Below are 16,086 nucleotides of genomic sequence, written 5' to 3' on the forward strand. Positions count from 1 at the left end.
ATCATCATGTTAGACGCGATTGCGCTTTATCTAAATCACCTAATCTACGGTTACTACCCTTATCTGGTGGGTACGGTGTTTTTGATCGGCAGCCTAATGCGCTACGACCATGGTCAGTTCACGTGGAAGACCGGTTCTAGCCAAATGCTGTCATCAAAAAACATGCGCCTGGCTAGCAATCTTTTCCATATAGGCATCATCGTCATCTTCTTCGGCCATTTGGTCGGCATGCTGACGCCGCATTGGGTCTACGAGCCTTTCCTTCATGCTGGCACTAAGCAACTGCTGGCCATTGTGATCGGTGGTATTGCCGGCGCCATGTGTGTAGTGGGAGGCGCTATGTTGCTGTATCGCCGTATCGCTAATGCTCGGGTGCGCGCCTCTTCCAGTGTGATGGATACCGCGATCCTGGGGCTGATTGTTTTCCAGGCGTCATTAGGCATGGTCACCATTTTCTTCTCGTTGGGCCATATGGACGGTGAAATGATGGTCACGCTAGCCAGTTGGGCCCAGGCAATCGTCTTCTTCGGCGGCGGCGCTGCCAGCTATATGGAAGAGGTCTCTTGGATCTACAAGCTGCATATCTTCGTGGGCCTGACCATCATCCTGCTCTTCCCCTTCACCCGTCTGGTTCACGTCTGGAGCGTGCCGTTCGGTTATATCACCCGTCGGTACCAGCTGGTTCGCCGTCGCGGCTGAAAACTGGCCTGTATTTGCACAGGCGTAGAGGAGAAACAATATGCAGATGATTGATATTGAACAGCTACCGGGGGGCGTTACCCCACCGCCGGTGCGTGTCGGCAACGTCGCTATCGATGAAGAAACGATAGCGTTAGAAATGCAGTACCACCCCGCCGATACGGCGGGGGAGGCCCAGGTTCAGGCTGCCCGTGCCCTGGTGGTTAAAGAATTGCTGCGCCAACGCGCTATTGAACGAGGTTTGCTGTCAGCTGAAGACCACGCAGAAGCTCAAGAAGACGCTGCGATGGCTGCCTTGCTTGAACAGGAGCTACCGGTTCCTGAACCGGAAGAGGCCGATTGCCGACGCTTCTTTGATACCCATCGTGAGCGCTTTAGCGAACCATCCCAGCTGCGCGTTAGGCATATTCTGCTGGCAGCGGCGCCCGATGATTCACAAGGGCGCGACGATGCCTGCCAGCTGGGTGAGAAGCTGATTAAACAACTCACGGAGATCCCAGAACGTTTTGCTGAGTTTGCCCAACACCACTCCGCGTGCCCCTCGAAAGAGATGGATGGCGACTTGGGCTGGCTGGTGACGGGGCAGACCGTCCCAGAACTGGACCGAGCTTTACAACACTTACCCGAAGGGCTTCACGAGCGCCCCTTAGCTTCCCGTTATGGCTGGCACGTTGTCAGTATCGACGAGCGGCGTGAAGGGCGAGCGTTACCGTTTGAGCAGGTGGCTGACCGGGTACGTCATAGTCTGCGTGAGCAGGCGACCCGACGGGCGTTACGCCACTATTTGCTGGCGTTGGAAAGCGAGATCGGCGTCGAAGGCATTGTTCTGGATGACGATGCCGGCGGCAGTTTGATGCAATAGAAAAGCAAGAGGAGAGTGTGATGTCCCATGTGCCTGTCGATGCCCTTTTTAGCCCGCTTAACATCTCGGTGCTAACAATTTCTGATACCCGCGGGTTTGACGAGGATGGCAGCGGCGATTTGCTGGCTGCGCACCTGAGTGAATGTGGCCACAACTTAATGGAACGGCGCATCGTACCTGACGATATTTATCAGGTTCGCGCGGTAGTGTCGGAGTGGATCGCAAGGGCTGACACCCAGGTAATCTTGGTTAACGGCGGCACTGGCTTCACCCCCAGGGATACCACCCCAGAAGCGCTGACGCCGCTGTTTGATAAAGCTATTGACGGATATGGCGAGCTGTTTCGGCATTTCTCTTTGCAGACGATAGGAACGGCCACCATCCAATCGCGGGCGGTCGCAGGCGTTGCCAATCAAACGCTGATATTTGCGATGCCCGGCTCACCTAAAGCGTGCGCTATGGCGTGGGATAAAATTATCTCATTGCAATTGGATTCCCGTACTCGGCCCTGCAACTTTGCCGCGATGGTCCTACCTTTAGCGACGCCATGTAGCAGCCGTCATGCTACGCATAATGAGGCGGAGCGCGTATGAACTGTCAGTGTGGCGACATCGTAACGCCAGGATTGTTAGCGCTCTTTGAAGCACGTCAGCGGCTTATTGACGCTGCTACGCCACTTAACGGCGTAGAAACGGTTTCTCTTGAACAGGCGCCAGGGCGCGTGCTTGCTGAGGCAGTCGTTGCGCCTCTTGATATGCCTGGGGTCGACAATAGCGCGATGGATGGTTATGCGCTGCGCTTGGCTGACTACCCATCGGCTCGCCAGGGGGAAGGGTTGCCCATTATTCAGCGCGTACCGGCTGGGGCGGGCGTGATGTTGCTTTCCCAAGGCGGCTGCGCGCGTATCTTTACCGGTGCACCGGTACCTATGGGTGCCGATGTTGTGGTGCCGCAGGAGCGCGTCACGCTTGATCATCACGGGCATATTCATATCGAAGGCACGTTGGCTATGGGCGCTAATATTCGCCGTCAGGGCGAAGAAACCCGTGAGGGCGACCCGCTACTGGCAGTAGGCGAGTACCTCACTCCGGCATCGATTGCGCTGCTGGCAAGTCACGGAATAAGTGCCGTTACTGTTAAACGACGTTTGCGTGTGGCACTACTCTCCACCGGCGATGAGCTGATCGCCCCTGGTGCCCAACGATCGCCTGGGCAGGTCTTCGACAGCAACCGGGCAATGCTCAAGGCACTGCTAGCGCAGGCGCAGTGTGAGGTAATTGATCTTGGCGTCATTGCGGATTCGCCCGCGCCGCTACATCAGGCGTTTGATGATGCACAGCACGCTGCAGACGTGCTGATGTGTACGGGGGGAGTGTCGGTAGGCGAAGAAGACCACGTTCGGCCCGTTATCGAACAGCGTGGCGGGCTGCATTTCCATGGTGTCGCGATGAAGCCAGGCAAGCCCTTTGCGTTTGGCTATTTAGGTGCCGATCCTTTAGCAGCTACCCCGTTAATCGCGTTACCTGGCAATCCCGTCGCTTCGTTGGTTGGTTGGCAGCTATTGGCATTACCGTTTGTTCACGCCATGCAGGGCAGAAAAGTAGCGGCGTTGCAGTGTTACCCAATAAAAGCCGGTTTTGCCCAGCGCGGCCCCCGGGGGCGGTGCGAGTTATTGCGCGTGGTGGTGGACGGTAGTAGCGGGGAACCTGTCGCGACATTAGCGGGTGGGCAGGGGTCGCATATGCTCACCGCCGCCAGCCAAGCCGACGGCTATCTGATGATTAGCCCCGACACAGAGGTAATGGAAGGGAGTACCTACCACTATTACCCCATTAATCAGTTCGCCGCGTGAGCTTTGCTACCGTCTGCGGCGGCTGAGGTTGTTTGCTTGCTTATTCAAGGAGAGGGCATGTCGTTACGTCAAAAACCGCGCACCTTGGTCTATGCCTGCTCTGGCTGCTCTGATGTTGCGCAGCTGGCCAATAGTGTTGCACTGTGCCTTGATCATGCGGGGGAAGCAGAAATGTCCTGCATTGCAGGCGTTGGCGGCGGGGTGCCCGGTCTTGTACGAACTGCCCAAAGTGGACGACCGATCATAGCGATTGATGGCTGTCAGATGCACTGCGCTAGCCATTGTCTGGCGAATGCAGGGGTGTCGCCTACCAAACATGTGAAGCTTTACGAGAGTGGCCTTCGCAAGCGACGCGGCCAGTTTTATGACGAGCAAATAATCGACGACGTCACCGCAGAGGTGCAAGCACTGATTGCTCGGTTCCCCGTTAATGCCAACGCCTACGTAGAGGAGCCTAAAAAATGAGTACGTTAGTCGATGGGTTTGGCCGCACGGTACGCTATCTTCGCCTATCGGTGACTGATCGCTGTGACTTTCGCTGCGTTTATTGTATGGCGGAGGAGATGACCTTTCTACCCCGTGCCAAACTGCTCACCTTGGAGGAGTTGGCTACCCTTTCTCAAGCGTTTGTCGAGCTGGGGGTAGAGAAAATCCGCCTAACCGGGGGGGAGCCACTGGTACGTAAGGGCATACTCACGCTAGTCGAAAAGCTGGGCGAGCTGGAAGGCTTGCGTGAGCTAGCCATGACCACCAATGGTTCAGGGCTGGTAAAACATGCTGGAGCGTTGCGCCAAGGTGGGCTTGATCGGGTCAATATCAGCCTCGACTCACTCAAACCTGAGCGTTTTAAGGCGTTAACTCGGACGGGAGATCTAAACCACGTCATCGACGGTATCCGAGCAGCCCGCCAGGCAGGGTTCAGATCCATCAAGCTCAATGCCGTATTGCTGAAGGGGCGCAATGACGATGAAATTCTAGATCTCGTCAATTTCGCACGCGATGAAGACGTGGATATTAGCTTTATTGAGGAGATGTCGCTGGGCGCAATTAGCGAGCATCATCGCGGCGAAACCTATCTTTCCAGTGATGTAGTACGCGAGACGATCGAACAGCATTATCCGCTCCTGCCGACCACTGAAACGACCCTGGGGCCCTCTCGTTACTATCGTATGCCGGGTAGTTCGTCGCGCATTGGGTTTATTTCTCCCCATAGCCATAATTTTTGTGGCACCTGTAATCGGGTGCGGGTGACAGCGGAAGGGCGTCTGCTGCTTTGCTTAGGTAATGAGCACTCGGTAGATTTGCGCGCCATTATGCGCCGCTATCCGGGCGACACCCAGCGCCTAAAAGCGACCATTGTGGCGGCGATGACGAAGAAGCCTGAGCGTCATCACTTTACGACTGATGGTGACGTTCAAATAGTGAGATTTATGAATGCCACCGGTGGCTAGAGTCGCCTGGCCCGCCTTCCACCTTCCCTGTGTGCTAATCCGCTTTCCTGTGTGCTAACCCGCTACTCATCGCAACGTCTCCGCCCTTCCTTGTCAGCCCTTCATGACGCTTGATTCGACTGCTCCTGTTTAGAGTGCTAACAATATTATACTTTAGAGTGGTTTTTCATAAAAATTTTGCTATTTCAATTCGTGAAGTTGTTAATGTGCTCCTATAACTGGGCAAGATCAGTTAATAGGCGTTTTAGTTGCGTATACATGGTAGTGACATTTATATCTACGGCAGCTTAGGTGGGACGAAAGCGGCTTGCTTGTACAGCGATCGACGTTAATGCTGTTTATTACGCATCACCAGAATTAATAACGTTGATATTGATTATTACTATAAAAATAAACGGGCAGTCAGCTTATTTATGCTATTCAATGTTTTGTCTGATCCCCAAGCGCTCAATGCCATTCAGGGCAAGCACGATATCCTGCTTGTTTTTATTTCATGGTTAGTCGCATTGGCGGCATCTTATGCGGGGTTGGATACCATCAAACTGGTACGCAAGGTGACTCATTCACTTTGGCGTAGCGTATGGCTGTTTGCAGGTGCCAGTGCCATGGGGTTAGGCGTCTGGAGCATGCACTTTATTGGTATGCACGCCTATCAGCTTGATTTTCCAGTGACTCATGCGCCGGTGGCTACTCTACTTTCGATACTACCCGCTATTTTAGGTAGCCTGAGTGCTATGGTGGTGCTTTCTCGTCCTGCACCTTCCCATCATTCTTTATGGTTGGCGGGGGTGGGGTTAGGGGTGGGTATTGGGGCGATGCATTATAGCGGCATGGCTGCGATGCGCATGCCAGCGGAGCTGTATTACTCTTTGAATCTCTTCTTAATATCACTACTTGTTGCGGTTGTGTTGGGTATGGCAAGCGTCTATGTATACAGGCTTTGCCAGCAGGAGTGGGGCATACAGCGTTCAAGGCGCTGCGCTTTCATTGCAGCGCTGTGTGTCTCTATTGCAGTGAGCGGAATGCACTACGTAGCCATGCAAGCTGCTTGGTACGTACCGGATGGCCGTGTCTTAGTGTTGCCCATGCACTCGCACTCTCGGTGGCTTATTTATCTTATCGGTGTCGTGGCGGTATTAACCGCACTACTCACCCTGGTAGCAACCGGGGTTCAGCGCCGTCTGCATGCTAGTCAGCGCCATGAATATATGACGCAAACGCGGCTGCTAGAGGTAATATCTGCCCTTCAAGATAGCGTCGTTTTGCTTGATAACCGGGCACGCGTACGCTTGTGTAATGCAGCCTTCGAGCGGTTGGTAGGTAGTACTACTAATCAGTTGGTAGGAGCATCAATTGCGCATCTTAACTACGCTCAAGATAGTCAAACACTGAACGTGGAGATTCGCCAAGCGCTTGAGAAGCATGGCGAATGGAGTGGGATGATTAAGGCGATACGGGCTAATGGTCTAGGGTTTCCCGCTTGGCTGAGCGTTACGTGTGTGAACTACGCTGATAGCAATGAGCGTGATTATGTGGCGCTTCTTAGCGACCGCTCAGAAGAGCAACAGGCAGAGCAGCGTATACGCTATCTTGCCTACCATGACATGCTGACAGAACTGCCCAACAGGCGAGCTTTGCAGGCGCGGATTGAAGAGCTTGGTGCTGCTGAAAAAGCCGTTCATCAACAAGCATTTTTAGCGCTGCTGGATATTGACCGCTTTAAACTGCTGAATGACAGTTTAGGCCAAGATATTGGTGATGAGTTACTGCGTCAATTGAGCAAGCGACTTCAGCAGTGGGCAGAGAAGGGGCTATACGCCGCGCGGTTAGATGGTAACGAGTTTGCTTTATTGGGGGCATGTTCAACCAACGATGGCGCTATCGCCCAGAGTGAAGTCTGCTCTCTAATAGATAAGGTGCTGGCCTCGTTGACCGCCGACTATGACCTACAAGGGCATACCTACCCTTGTAAGCTTAATGTAGGTGTACTGATTTTTAACCCCGTTAAGCGTGAGGGCAGCGCCCCCCTGTTTAAGCGAGCAGATCTTGCTCTCCTGGTAGCGAAACGTCTTCGTGACGGACAGCCGCAGTTCTTTCGTGCGGAGCAGGAGCGAGAACTTGAAGAGCGTCTGATGATGGAGCGTGAGTTACGTTTTGCAATCGAGAATGATGAGTTATGTCTGCATCTACAGCCGCAAGTGAACGGTCAGCACGACGTCATTGGGGCCGAGGCCTTGCTGCGGTGGCAACACCCTCAGCGGGGGTTGGTGTCACCCGGTCATTTTATCGCGTTGGCCGAGGAGACCGGACTGATCTTGCCCCTAGGAGAGTGGGTGCTGAAAGAGGGCTGCCGCTTGCTAGGCAAATGGCATCAAGACGCGCAATTACAGCACTTGAAGCTTTCATTGAATGTTAGCGCGCGCCAATTCCAGCAGCCTGACTTTACTGACCAGGTGTTATCTATCATCGAGCAATATGATGCGCCACCAGCGCGGTTAACGCTGGAGTTGACCGAGTCGCTCCTGCTGATTGACCCAGAGGGGACGATCAATAAAATGCAGCAGCTACAGCGCATGGGTGTCAGCTTTGCATTAGATGACTTTGGCACGGGATACTCATCACTCTCTTATTTAAAACTTCTACCGCTGGATACGCTGAAAATCGATATCGCTTTTGTCAGGGATTTAACCCTTAATAGGCAGGCGAGACCAATTGCTGGGACGATAATTACATTGGCAGAAAGCCTAGGGTTGGGAGTAATTGCAGAAGGTGTAGAAACAGAAGATCAGCGCTTAGTGCTAGCCAACTTGGGGTGTCATGTTTATCAGGGTTTTCTATTTGGCCGTCCCACTCCTGTGGATGTATTTACAAATACATTAACGCGCCCGCTAACCCGCTTTTTAGATTAGTGTTCTTGAAGCTTGTTTAGTAATGTTTTTTCTGTGTAGCGCTTTACTCTTAGATTTGAAACATGACCACTTTGTTTCTGCCATCTCGCTTGCCGACGTAAAGCATTTGATCTGCCTGTTTGATCAGCGACTCAAGTGTGGTCTTTTCGTTATGCGCCACTGCAATACCAATGGTGATGCTCAAGCACAGTTCACTCATACCTTCCTTTAGCGGTAGCTCGGCAACCTGCTTTTTTAATTGCTCCGCCACCATTTGAGCATCCTCAGGTCCTGTGTTGGGTAAGGCCATCACAAATTCTTCACCCCCGAAGCGCCCGATCACATCCATAGGGCGAAGAGACTGCGAGCACACTTCTGCAATTTTAGTCAGTACCCAATCGCCATGGCTGTGGCCCCAGGTATCGTTGATCTTTTTGAAATGATCGACGTCGATCATGAAGAGACTGAACGGCATGTTTTCATGTTGCGAGCGGTGTAACAACGCGGTAGCTAGCTTAATAAAATGGCCTCTATTATTGAGTCCCGTTAAAGCATCGCGCTCAGCGAGTGTGCGCAACTGGGTTTCCAGGGATTTTCGGTGGGCTATTTCCTTGAGCAACTTGCAGTTTTGATGGCGCTCTTCGTGAAGTAGCGAAAACTGCTTGCGCTGGAGGCTCTCTAAGCGCAGTAGAGCAAAGAAGCCCACCGCATTGGCCATAATCAGCAAAAGTGCGATACGAAGCGTGGTCATGGGTGTGATGTCTGCAAATAACACCGCAGAGACGATAAAGCCTGCACTTAAATAGAGGCTTGCAAGTGTTACTACTTTCAGCAAATTGGGAATTAAGAGATAGAAAGCCATGGTAGCTACTACCACCGCTGTTGTCTGAGTAGACAGGCTATCGGGACGTAAGGGAACGATTAAAATAATGCCTGTTGCCAATACCCATAGTGGTAAAGCGTGTAACCAAGCGCTGTCTGCATAACCTCCCCAACGATAAATGATTAAAGCCAGCGACAGGCATAAAACCACCACCACACACCGCATGGCGACCAACAGATAATATTCTTTGGTTAAGCCAAGCAGGCTGTAGTCAGAGATAGAAAACATACCAAAGATACAGGCTGCAACAATTAATGAAAGGCAGGCTTCAAACTGTACCCTTGAGGTGATGGATCTTCGGTAAGTTACTTCTTTGCTATCTTCGCAAAACTGGCCAGTCAGCCAATGTACTTGATCTGGCGTCGGTCTTGATGCCAAGGCTCGGACTCCCTTTATAGAAAGCGATTTCTTCAGAATTCGCCCCGCGTTTTGCTGGTAAGGGGTCGTCTGAAACCGTCTATGGTAATTTGCTGCTTCGTCTAAATTAACCTGCTTCCATCGGGAAATAACAGTATTTCAGAGGTTGGTTTCATGGTTTCCCCAAAATAGTGACTTCCCCTGACCCCAGTGTAGCTCCTAGTTTCGTAGGTGTTTCTGTCAATCTCTTAGAGGTATCAATGTTCCTAAAATTTCTGGGTCTGTGCGAGATAGTGTGCCGCTTCATTAACTGGTTGTTGGTGAAGCTGCTCCTCGCTTGCCTCCTTGCACCTGTGTGGATTTTTGCTTACCTCCTGTGGCAATTGCTGTTTTGAGATATTTCGAATAACCCAGCTGTTTTTGTGATCGCCTCATTAAGGACAAATTTTTTTCGGTCTTAAAGGCCTCATGAGACGAGGGTTTTGTCGAAACGAAAATTATGATTATAATATTAACACTTTACGTTTATGTTTTTATGTCAGAAACTTATGTCGAAAAGATGAAGATATAAGGACACCCATATGACTCCCTTCCGCTTTAATGACATGCTTCATGGCTACTCCTTTGGCAAGACTGTATCGGCTGCGCTGTCTCTTCGGGAGATCTTAGCCGAGGTGGACGATATTGCGCGATTCGCGGCCCATACTTTGCCTACCCTGCTCTACACCGGAAATTATCCTCAGCAGAGCAGTAACGTGGTTCCTAATACTAAGATCGTCAGAGAGCGATTCACCACCATCGCCATGCGTCTACATGGATATGCTGTCCAAGACCGTTTTGAACTCCCAGAAGCGATTGGGCAGATGGAAGATGATGTCTTAGACTTTCGGGCCTTTATCGGTTTGGGAGTGATCGCCGTTGAGTATTACGGCGCCGATAGCTATTGGGCTTTGTCCCATCTACTAGCTGTGGTACTAACCCGTTATAAGATAGAAACTATTCTGTGCGAACCGTACGACGAAGAGTTGGAGTTGAGTAAGGGCAATACGAACCACTGCCTCGGCCACCATGAACTGGCTCCGTTGATGCCTGAGGAGAAAAGCCACTTGAGCATCGATGAAATTGCCCTGGCAAGTGGGTTGAAACAGAGCAGTGTAAAAAATGCGTTGGCTAACAGAAATGAAAAGCTCAAGAAAGATACAAGCGGCATGGTGCCCGCTCGTGAAGCTATACGTTGGCTCTCAACGAAGCAGGGATTTTGTTGGTCTGCCACGTGCCTCCTAATCGATGATTCTTTATTCCTTTCTGGAGCGCTTGCTAATAGTTGGCTTGAACATAATACCCCGTTCGAAATCTACTACCGTGACCCTCAGCACATTGTCACTAGTTGGCAAGTGCCACGAAGCCACCTATGCGTGCTCGTCAATGCCAACGGCAAACGAAAATGTACGCTGATTCTTCCCTTTGCACCTGACCAAGAGATACTTTCTCTTGGACTGAGCGAAAAGAAAGATCTTAGCGATGAATCAACTAGCCATTTCTATAACCGCGGTTTCCCAGGAGGGCGGCCAGCTAAACTATTCCGAGTCACCGTGCCTTCCTTAAAAGTACTAAAGAAGGTCGTTGATCATCTCATGACCCGCTCCCTTTCTGTTATTTAACTCGCGCAGGAACCATGCCAATGATAATTTTCAGTTGCTATGCTGACATCATTCGGAGTTTGCCGTATCTCGGCAACGCTGATCACTTGCCAGCATCTCTTCTTATTGCTGACTCAGGAAATTATCAGACCTTTTATGCACCGTTCGAGCACATTAATCGAGAGGCCAGGATTACAATCTGCGGTATCACGCCAGGGCTGCAGCAGGCTCGCAACGCCCTCAACACTGCAAGCAATTGTCTGCAAAAAGGGATGTCCTACAGCGAGGCATTGGCCCAGGCCAAGCAGACGGCGAGCTTCAGTGGCCCAATGCGTAGTAACCTAGTCGCAATGCTGAACCATCTCGGTTTACCAGCTTGGCTTGGCATTGATGACAGCATGCAGCTATTCGACCGTCATGCCCACTTGGTGCACTATACTTCGGCGCTGCGCAACCCAGTTTTTGTAAACGGCGCGAACTTCAGTGGCACTCCTGCCATGCTGAAGCAGCCAGCACTGAGGCAGCAAATTGAAACCTCATTGGTTGAGGAAGTTAAAGCCCTTCCGAATAACTTATTTTTACCACTTGGTCCAAAAGTGGCTGAGGTGTTCCAAATGCTGGTAAGACACGGCATTCTTGATCGAGCACAGGTGCTGGATGGAATGCCCCACCCATCGGGGGCGAATGCCGAACGTATCGCCTACTTCTTAGGTCGTAAACCCCGTGAGGCGCTGTCTAGCAAAGTGAATCCCGACAAGCTTGATCAGGCACAGCGAGATCTCCGAACAAAGATAGCCGCACTTGCCTGCTGAGACGGAATACTCCGCGTGCATGTGATACATGCACTTTGGCCAGCTCTCTGCTGGCCTTTTTTGTTGAATAGGCTCAAGCATATTATCAGTTATCACATGTTTGAAAACGTTTCTAACTACGCTAAAAATAGAGAACTTTGCGTTCCTTCGATGCGGTTTAATAACTTCTCCATTTTTAGAATGATATTAGGTAAAACATAGCCACAGTAGACACATGTTGAGCTAAGTCGATGAGATAAGCAGGTGAGAGCAAGCAAGTGAGAGCAAGCAAGTGAGGTAAATATTTTAAAATTTTATTAGCGGAAGGAAATATGGACTGTTCTTGTGGTGGGGTGCTCATCAGGTTCAATGAAGCGAAGCCTGATTGTCATGCAGAGTTATCGCTAAAGAAGTGTTCATGCTGTGGCGCGACTTGTGATGCTGTGCTGTCTATTTATGGAAAAGCCGTGTCTTGGGATTATCAAGATCACTTGGTAGCACAAAGCTGGTTCAATACGCTGACGCCAAACCGTGCTGATGAGTTATATCACGCGGTGATGACACTCCAATCCGTCCTAACGGTATCTCACGATAGCTAGGTGCCACGCTTACCAAGGGGGCAATAAAAGGTGTGTGAGATTTTTATAAGTAGGCCTTATGGGCTGTGAAGCTCAATTGCTTCAGTGCCCATGATTTGAAGCTTTAAGTTATTATATTCATGCTTTTCATATTACTGTAAGCGAGAAAATAGACAGCGCTCTTCAGGGGTGCATCCATTAGCTACCCACAGCAAAAATTTTTGCTGTGGGTTTTTTTTCGTCGTAGTGAGCATCATAGGCCACATCCAAGGAGCATAAGTAATCTTCTTAACTTGGTGGGAGTATCACTTTTATGACACATGTCTAAAACGTAAAAATAGATAGACAGCTAGTTAAATCAGCGTAATTAAAAAAAGATAGTGTTGCTTGCTTTGCAGGGTGTTGTGCTCTGCTCTTGATTTTTAGTTACTTTTTAGCTGAGTCAATTTTTCAGTAATAGATAGAGCGTGTAGCTCTTATACAAATAGAGCTTTGCTTTTTATTGCTTCCGTTAAAATTAGAAGGTCACACTATGAATAATTCATACAATGAAGAGTTTGAAACGTTACGTAATATAAATGCTGAGGCTGCTAAAGATTTAGAGCAGGCACTAAACCAACTAGCTTGGCATCCTGAGCATTTCCGACTGGGTACCATGGGTCTCTGTAACGTGGGAAAAAGTACCACGCTTAACGCGCTAATAAGCGATGTTAATAATGCAACCTTCGCCTCGGATGTCATCCCGACAACTAAATGCCTACAGCGGTACTTTCATGAAGGCATTGAGCTAATGGATACGCCTGGGTTTGATGCAAATAGCGAGGATGATGCCATCGCTTTTGAAGGGCTGAAACATTGCGACGTATTACTGCTAGTGCATCCACTGACCACTGGTGAATTGGACGCAGTTCTACTTGGCGCCCTAAAAAAATTGAGTGCTGGGGAGCCAAGGCCGCTAGCCGATCGATTAATTGCAGTGTGGACTTGCGCGGGAGAGGTGTCTCTGCAAGAAGAGCCAGACTTGGCTAAAAAACTTACTGAGCAGCTCCGCAATGCTACAAATGGGAGCCCGCCACAAGTCAGTGTCGACAACGTGACCTATATGAAAGCACTGCGTCACAACAAGCTCCAACTAATGGCACACAGTGGTATACCCACGCTGATGGACATGATCCAAAAAATGCAGGCCTCTAATAGCCGTGTTTACGAAGCGCGTGAAGCGCGGCGTTGTCATCAGCTTAAGCAGTGCCTTGCCATCATAGAAAAAATAAGCAGCACTTTGCAGCAAGAGCGAGAGGCACACCGTCAGGCCATCTTGCGCGCTATTCAAGGTCCTCTAGACGCATTGGCAGCATATCAGCTCAGTGTAGCTAGCTTAGCCACTCGAGCTAAGTCGTGAGTTAGAAAATTCGGTTTTTATTCAGCCAGCTGTTGATAAAGCACGACGAAGCAACAGCCCAAGGAGCAATACATGCCAGCACCTTTAATTATTTGGGGCGTTACAGCGGGTATCTCAGCACTCGCCGGTTTGGGTTACGCAGGTTACAAGATCTGGGAAGAGCATGAGAGTGCAACGGAAGAAGCGTTGCGTGCTCATGAGGCTGTTCGTGAGGCGCATGCAGCGCGCGAACATGCAGAGCAACAGGCATTATTCCACCAGCAGCTTCGTGCCATTCAACAGCATGTTTTTCAAGAATTTGAGGGATTGGGGGTTAGCCTTAAGCGGGAACCAACCATGAACGAGCTTGCAGTATGGGCAGCGCTTCATAGTGATAACACCGTGCTCTCGCAAGCCATAGAAGACGAGGCGAGCGGCGTACTGTTTGCCCTGATGGCACTTCCAACAGAGCAAGAAAATGCGTTAGCGAGCCTGCTTGTTTCCATGGGCAATCTGATAGATCAAAAGGGTGATAACTCACTATTAATAAGCATAAGCGAGCTCCGCGAGATTGATAAAAAATATCGCTCGTTAAGTGCTCTTAAAGATCACGTTAGCCAATCCTTATCTCACGCTTAAATTGCCCTTAGCTTTTTGCTTACGCCATCACCCAGGAGAGACCATGACTCAACGCCACGCTATGTTTTCCGCGTTTGCCAATGTACATGCGCAGTTCCAGCAGGCGCGACAGCGCTACAGTGCCCAAGAAAATGCCATCTTAAAAGCGCTCCAAGCGCTAGAGGAAATTGAAGGTAAACACTCGTCCTGGGCTCCTGCCGATCTTGCAGCTCAGCATCCTGTCATGCGCTATCTGAAGGAGTGGCAGCACGAGAGCGAGCGTGTATGCCAGGAGTGGCAACGGCGGGTAATGGCATACCAAACTGTTAATGCTTTTCGTGACAAAGTGGGCGATTCGCTTTTGGTTTACGTCTATGGAAAGGTTAACGCAGGTAAAAGCTCTTTAGGCAACTTCGTGGCGACTGGACATGCCAGCCCCAGCTCCGTGGATGTTTTGCAGGAAAGCGGTGTGAGCTTCGGTTGGCAGGCATCCAGTCGTGGAAGCAAGCAGGAAGGTAGCCTTCAAAGCGGATTTGGCGTTAAAAGCACAGAATGTACCAGTGCGATTCAATTTTTCACTTTGCCAGGCTTAACGTGGGTAGATTCGCCTGGGTTGCATTCGTCAACGCCGGAAAATGGGGAACTAGCGCGTCATTATGCCGAAGCCTCCGATATGGTGGTTTACGTAATGAATGCTCGAAACCCAGGCCGCCAAAGTGATGGGGAAGAATTGCGTTACCTGATGACGTTAAAAAAGCCTCTTTACATTGTGTTAAGTCGTAGCGATCAAACGGAAGAGAACGAAAACGACCATGGGGAAATAGTTAAAGAAATTGTAATAAAGCCAAGGGCTCAGCAGGTAAAACAAGAGCAGTACGTACGCCAGCAGCTTGAAGAAATCGCTGCTGAGCTCGGGATGCCAGAAGTTGCTGCACAGTGCAAGATCATGAGCTTGTCTGTCAGCTATGCCGAACACGCCGATAATAAAGCGACATGGGAAGCGTCAGGTATGGGGCACTTTATGTCAGCAATGACTCAATTGGCCCAGGGAGACAGCGTGCGCTACAAGCAGCAGGCTCCGCTGGAGCAGCTGCGAGTATTCAGTAAAGACCTTCATCATGAAGCTCAACGGCTTGATGACAGCCAGCAGGCATTGGCAAATGCTTTAGATTGCTTGGCTCAAGAAGTTACACAGACCGCTGATCGTTTGCTACGTCGACTAGAAATGCGCGTAATGGAAATTGCCAGTGCGTTGCCTGATTCCGCTTATGAGGAAGAGCATCCCTTGCTTATAGAGCGAGTTGCTAGCTCCTTAAGGCCCGACATACATCGGGCGCTAATACAGTCAATGAAAGAACAGCTCAAGACATTTGAGCGTTCAGCATCGAAAGCTATGGATTTTTCCGATGCCTCAGGCCTGCCAGGTTTCAAGCAGCGCTATGAGTCGATTGAGCTGCCAGGTAAGAGCTATATCAATCAATTAAATATACTGGGTAAAGCGCTGGGTACCGGCATTGGTTACATGGTCGGTGGTACAAAAGGAGCGGGCATAGGAGCCTCTATTGGCGCGCAATGTGGGAATGCGTTGGGAGCTATATTCAGCGTCGACAGCACCACGCTGAATGTCTATACAGGCAACAACCGTAGAGACCTTGAGGCAGCCCTTATAGAGAAGTTCAGGTGTGACATTGAGCTTCACATTCAAGAGGTGTACACCGCGCCAGTGGTCTCGGCAGTGGCAAGCATTCAGAAGCCACTACTTGAAAGTCGTCAAGCGCTTGGCAACCTACAACGCCAGCTAGAAAGGGTGGAGTATGCACCTAATCAAAAAGAGCTAAGGTGCGTAGCCTAAGCAGGGTTGGTATTTCTATGTATAGTGAGGTTATCCTTAACCAAATTTAACACAATAAAATAGAAACAGTTCTCAACCCTGTTGTTCAAATTGCTGATCAAAACGTTGGCCTAGCTATTTTTTATGTTGCAGCTACTAGATATCGAGTGCAATCACCTAACTCGGTACAGCTGTAGCGGTGGCAATGACCTCAGTTTCATCGTGGAAAGGATTATTTTGCATAAACGGGGTCGCCAC

General features: G+C 50.3%; 13 protein-coding genes. 12 read left to right on the top strand and 1 reads right to left on the bottom strand.

From position 1 onward, the window contains the following. Window positions 1-6 precede the first annotated feature (6 nt). From narI to K1Y77_RS01880, 7 genes are all read left to right on the top strand, one after another. Complete coding sequence (gene narI, locus K1Y77_RS01850) at window positions 7-699, top strand: respiratory nitrate reductase subunit gamma (RefSeq protein WP_030074546.1); 693 nt, start codon at window positions 7-9, stop codon at window positions 697-699. Between the two features lie 40 nt (window positions 700-739). Next, window positions 740-1,561: a peptidylprolyl isomerase gene (locus K1Y77_RS01855; protein WP_030074544.1), complete on the top strand. Its 822-nt coding sequence runs from the start codon at window positions 740-742 to the stop codon at window positions 1,559-1,561. A 20-nt stretch (window positions 1,562-1,581) separates the two neighbouring features. Next, window positions 1,582-2,154, top strand: a complete 573-nt coding sequence (gene moaB / locus K1Y77_RS01860; protein ID WP_030074542.1) for a molybdenum cofactor biosynthesis protein B — start codon at window positions 1,582-1,584, stop codon at window positions 2,152-2,154. Continuing rightward, window positions 2,151-3,413, top strand: coding sequence for a molybdopterin molybdotransferase MoeA (locus K1Y77_RS01865; protein WP_264430036.1), 1,263 nt, complete (start codon window positions 2,151-2,153; stop codon window positions 3,411-3,413). The genes moaB and K1Y77_RS01865 overlap by 4 nt, the downstream gene beginning before the upstream one ends. A gap of 57 nt (window positions 3,414-3,470) precedes the next feature. Then, the gene (locus K1Y77_RS01870; protein WP_264430038.1) at window positions 3,471-3,878 is read left to right on the top strand and encodes a putative zinc-binding protein; all 408 of its coding nucleotides are present in this window, start codon (window positions 3,471-3,473) and stop codon (window positions 3,876-3,878) included. Further along, a complete protein-coding gene (moaA, locus tag K1Y77_RS01875; protein WP_264430040.1) occupies window positions 3,875-4,864 on the top strand; it encodes a GTP 3',8-cyclase MoaA in 990 nt (329 codons plus the stop codon). Before K1Y77_RS01870 ends, moaA begins: the two co-directional genes overlap by 4 nt. A gap of 413 nt (window positions 4,865-5,277) precedes the next feature. Beyond that, window positions 5,278-7,773, top strand: coding sequence for a bifunctional diguanylate cyclase/phosphodiesterase (locus K1Y77_RS01880; protein WP_264430042.1), 2,496 nt, complete (start codon window positions 5,278-5,280; stop codon window positions 7,771-7,773). Window positions 7,774-7,822: 49 nt separating this feature from the next. Here K1Y77_RS01880 and K1Y77_RS01885 read toward each other — a convergent pair whose 3' ends face one another. Next, window positions 7,823-9,013 (bottom strand): GGDEF domain-containing protein, encoded by a 1,191-nt coding sequence (locus K1Y77_RS01885; protein WP_030074532.1) that lies wholly within the window; start codon window positions 9,011-9,013, stop codon window positions 7,823-7,825. Window positions 9,014-9,573: 560 nt separating this feature from the next. On the opposite strand from K1Y77_RS01885, the gene K1Y77_RS01890 reads away from it, so the two are divergent. The 5 genes from K1Y77_RS01890 to K1Y77_RS01910 all read left to right on the top strand — a co-directional run bounded on the left by K1Y77_RS01890 (window position 9,574) and on the right by K1Y77_RS01910 (window position 15,849). Next, window positions 9,574-10,653: a hypothetical protein gene (locus tag K1Y77_RS01890; RefSeq protein WP_264430043.1), complete on the top strand. Its 1,080-nt coding sequence runs from the start codon at window positions 9,574-9,576 to the stop codon at window positions 10,651-10,653. A gap of 20 nt (window positions 10,654-10,673) precedes the next feature. Further along, window positions 10,674-11,444, top strand: coding sequence for a hypothetical protein (locus K1Y77_RS01895; protein ID WP_264430045.1), 771 nt, complete (start codon window positions 10,674-10,676; stop codon window positions 11,442-11,444). A gap of 1,089 nt (window positions 11,445-12,533) precedes the next feature. Next, on the top strand, window positions 12,534-13,400 hold the full coding sequence (locus K1Y77_RS01900; protein ID WP_264430046.1) for a GTPase: 867 nt from the start codon (window positions 12,534-12,536) through the stop codon (window positions 13,398-13,400). 72 nt (window positions 13,401-13,472) lie between these two features. Continuing rightward, the gene (locus tag K1Y77_RS01905) at window positions 13,473-14,018 is read left to right on the top strand and encodes a hypothetical protein (RefSeq protein ID WP_264430047.1); all 546 of its coding nucleotides are present in this window, start codon (window positions 13,473-13,475) and stop codon (window positions 14,016-14,018) included. 43 nt (window positions 14,019-14,061) lie between these two features. Continuing rightward, window positions 14,062-15,849, top strand: coding sequence for a dynamin family protein (locus K1Y77_RS01910; RefSeq protein ID WP_264430049.1), 1,788 nt, complete (start codon window positions 14,062-14,064; stop codon window positions 15,847-15,849). Window positions 15,850-16,086 lie beyond the last annotated feature (237 nt).

Origin of the sequence: Halomonas qaidamensis (assembly GCF_025917315.1) — a bacterium.
In the GTDB taxonomy this organism is placed as follows: Bacteria; Pseudomonadota; Gammaproteobacteria; order Pseudomonadales; family Halomonadaceae; genus Vreelandella; species Vreelandella qaidamensis.

Coding starts and splice junctions, on each gene's coding strand:
- K1Y77_RS01865 (WP_264430036.1), top strand. CDS start 2,151: ATGAACTGTCAGTGTGGCGACATCGTAACGCCAGGATTGTTAGCGCTC.
- K1Y77_RS01880 (WP_264430042.1), top strand. CDS start 5,278: ATGCTATTCAATGTTTTGTCTGATCCCCAAGCGCTCAATGCCATTCAG.
- moaA (WP_264430040.1), top strand. CDS start 3,875: ATGAGTACGTTAGTCGATGGGTTTGGCCGCACGGTACGCTATCTTCGC.
- K1Y77_RS01910 (WP_264430049.1), top strand. CDS start 14,062: ATGACTCAACGCCACGCTATGTTTTCCGCGTTTGCCAATGTACATGCG.
- K1Y77_RS01895 (WP_264430045.1), top strand. CDS start 10,674: ATGATAATTTTCAGTTGCTATGCTGACATCATTCGGAGTTTGCCGTAT.
- K1Y77_RS01890 (WP_264430043.1), top strand. CDS start 9,574: ATGACTCCCTTCCGCTTTAATGACATGCTTCATGGCTACTCCTTTGGC.
- K1Y77_RS01900 (WP_264430046.1), top strand. CDS start 12,534: ATGAATAATTCATACAATGAAGAGTTTGAAACGTTACGTAATATAAAT.
- K1Y77_RS01905 (WP_264430047.1), top strand. CDS start 13,473: ATGCCAGCACCTTTAATTATTTGGGGCGTTACAGCGGGTATCTCAGCA.
- moaB (WP_030074542.1), top strand. CDS start 1,582: ATGTCCCATGTGCCTGTCGATGCCCTTTTTAGCCCGCTTAACATCTCG.
- K1Y77_RS01855 (WP_030074544.1), top strand. CDS start 740: ATGCAGATGATTGATATTGAACAGCTACCGGGGGGCGTTACCCCACCG.
- narI (WP_030074546.1), top strand. CDS start 7: ATGTTAGACGCGATTGCGCTTTATCTAAATCACCTAATCTACGGTTAC.
- K1Y77_RS01870 (WP_264430038.1), top strand. CDS start 3,471: ATGTCGTTACGTCAAAAACCGCGCACCTTGGTCTATGCCTGCTCTGGC.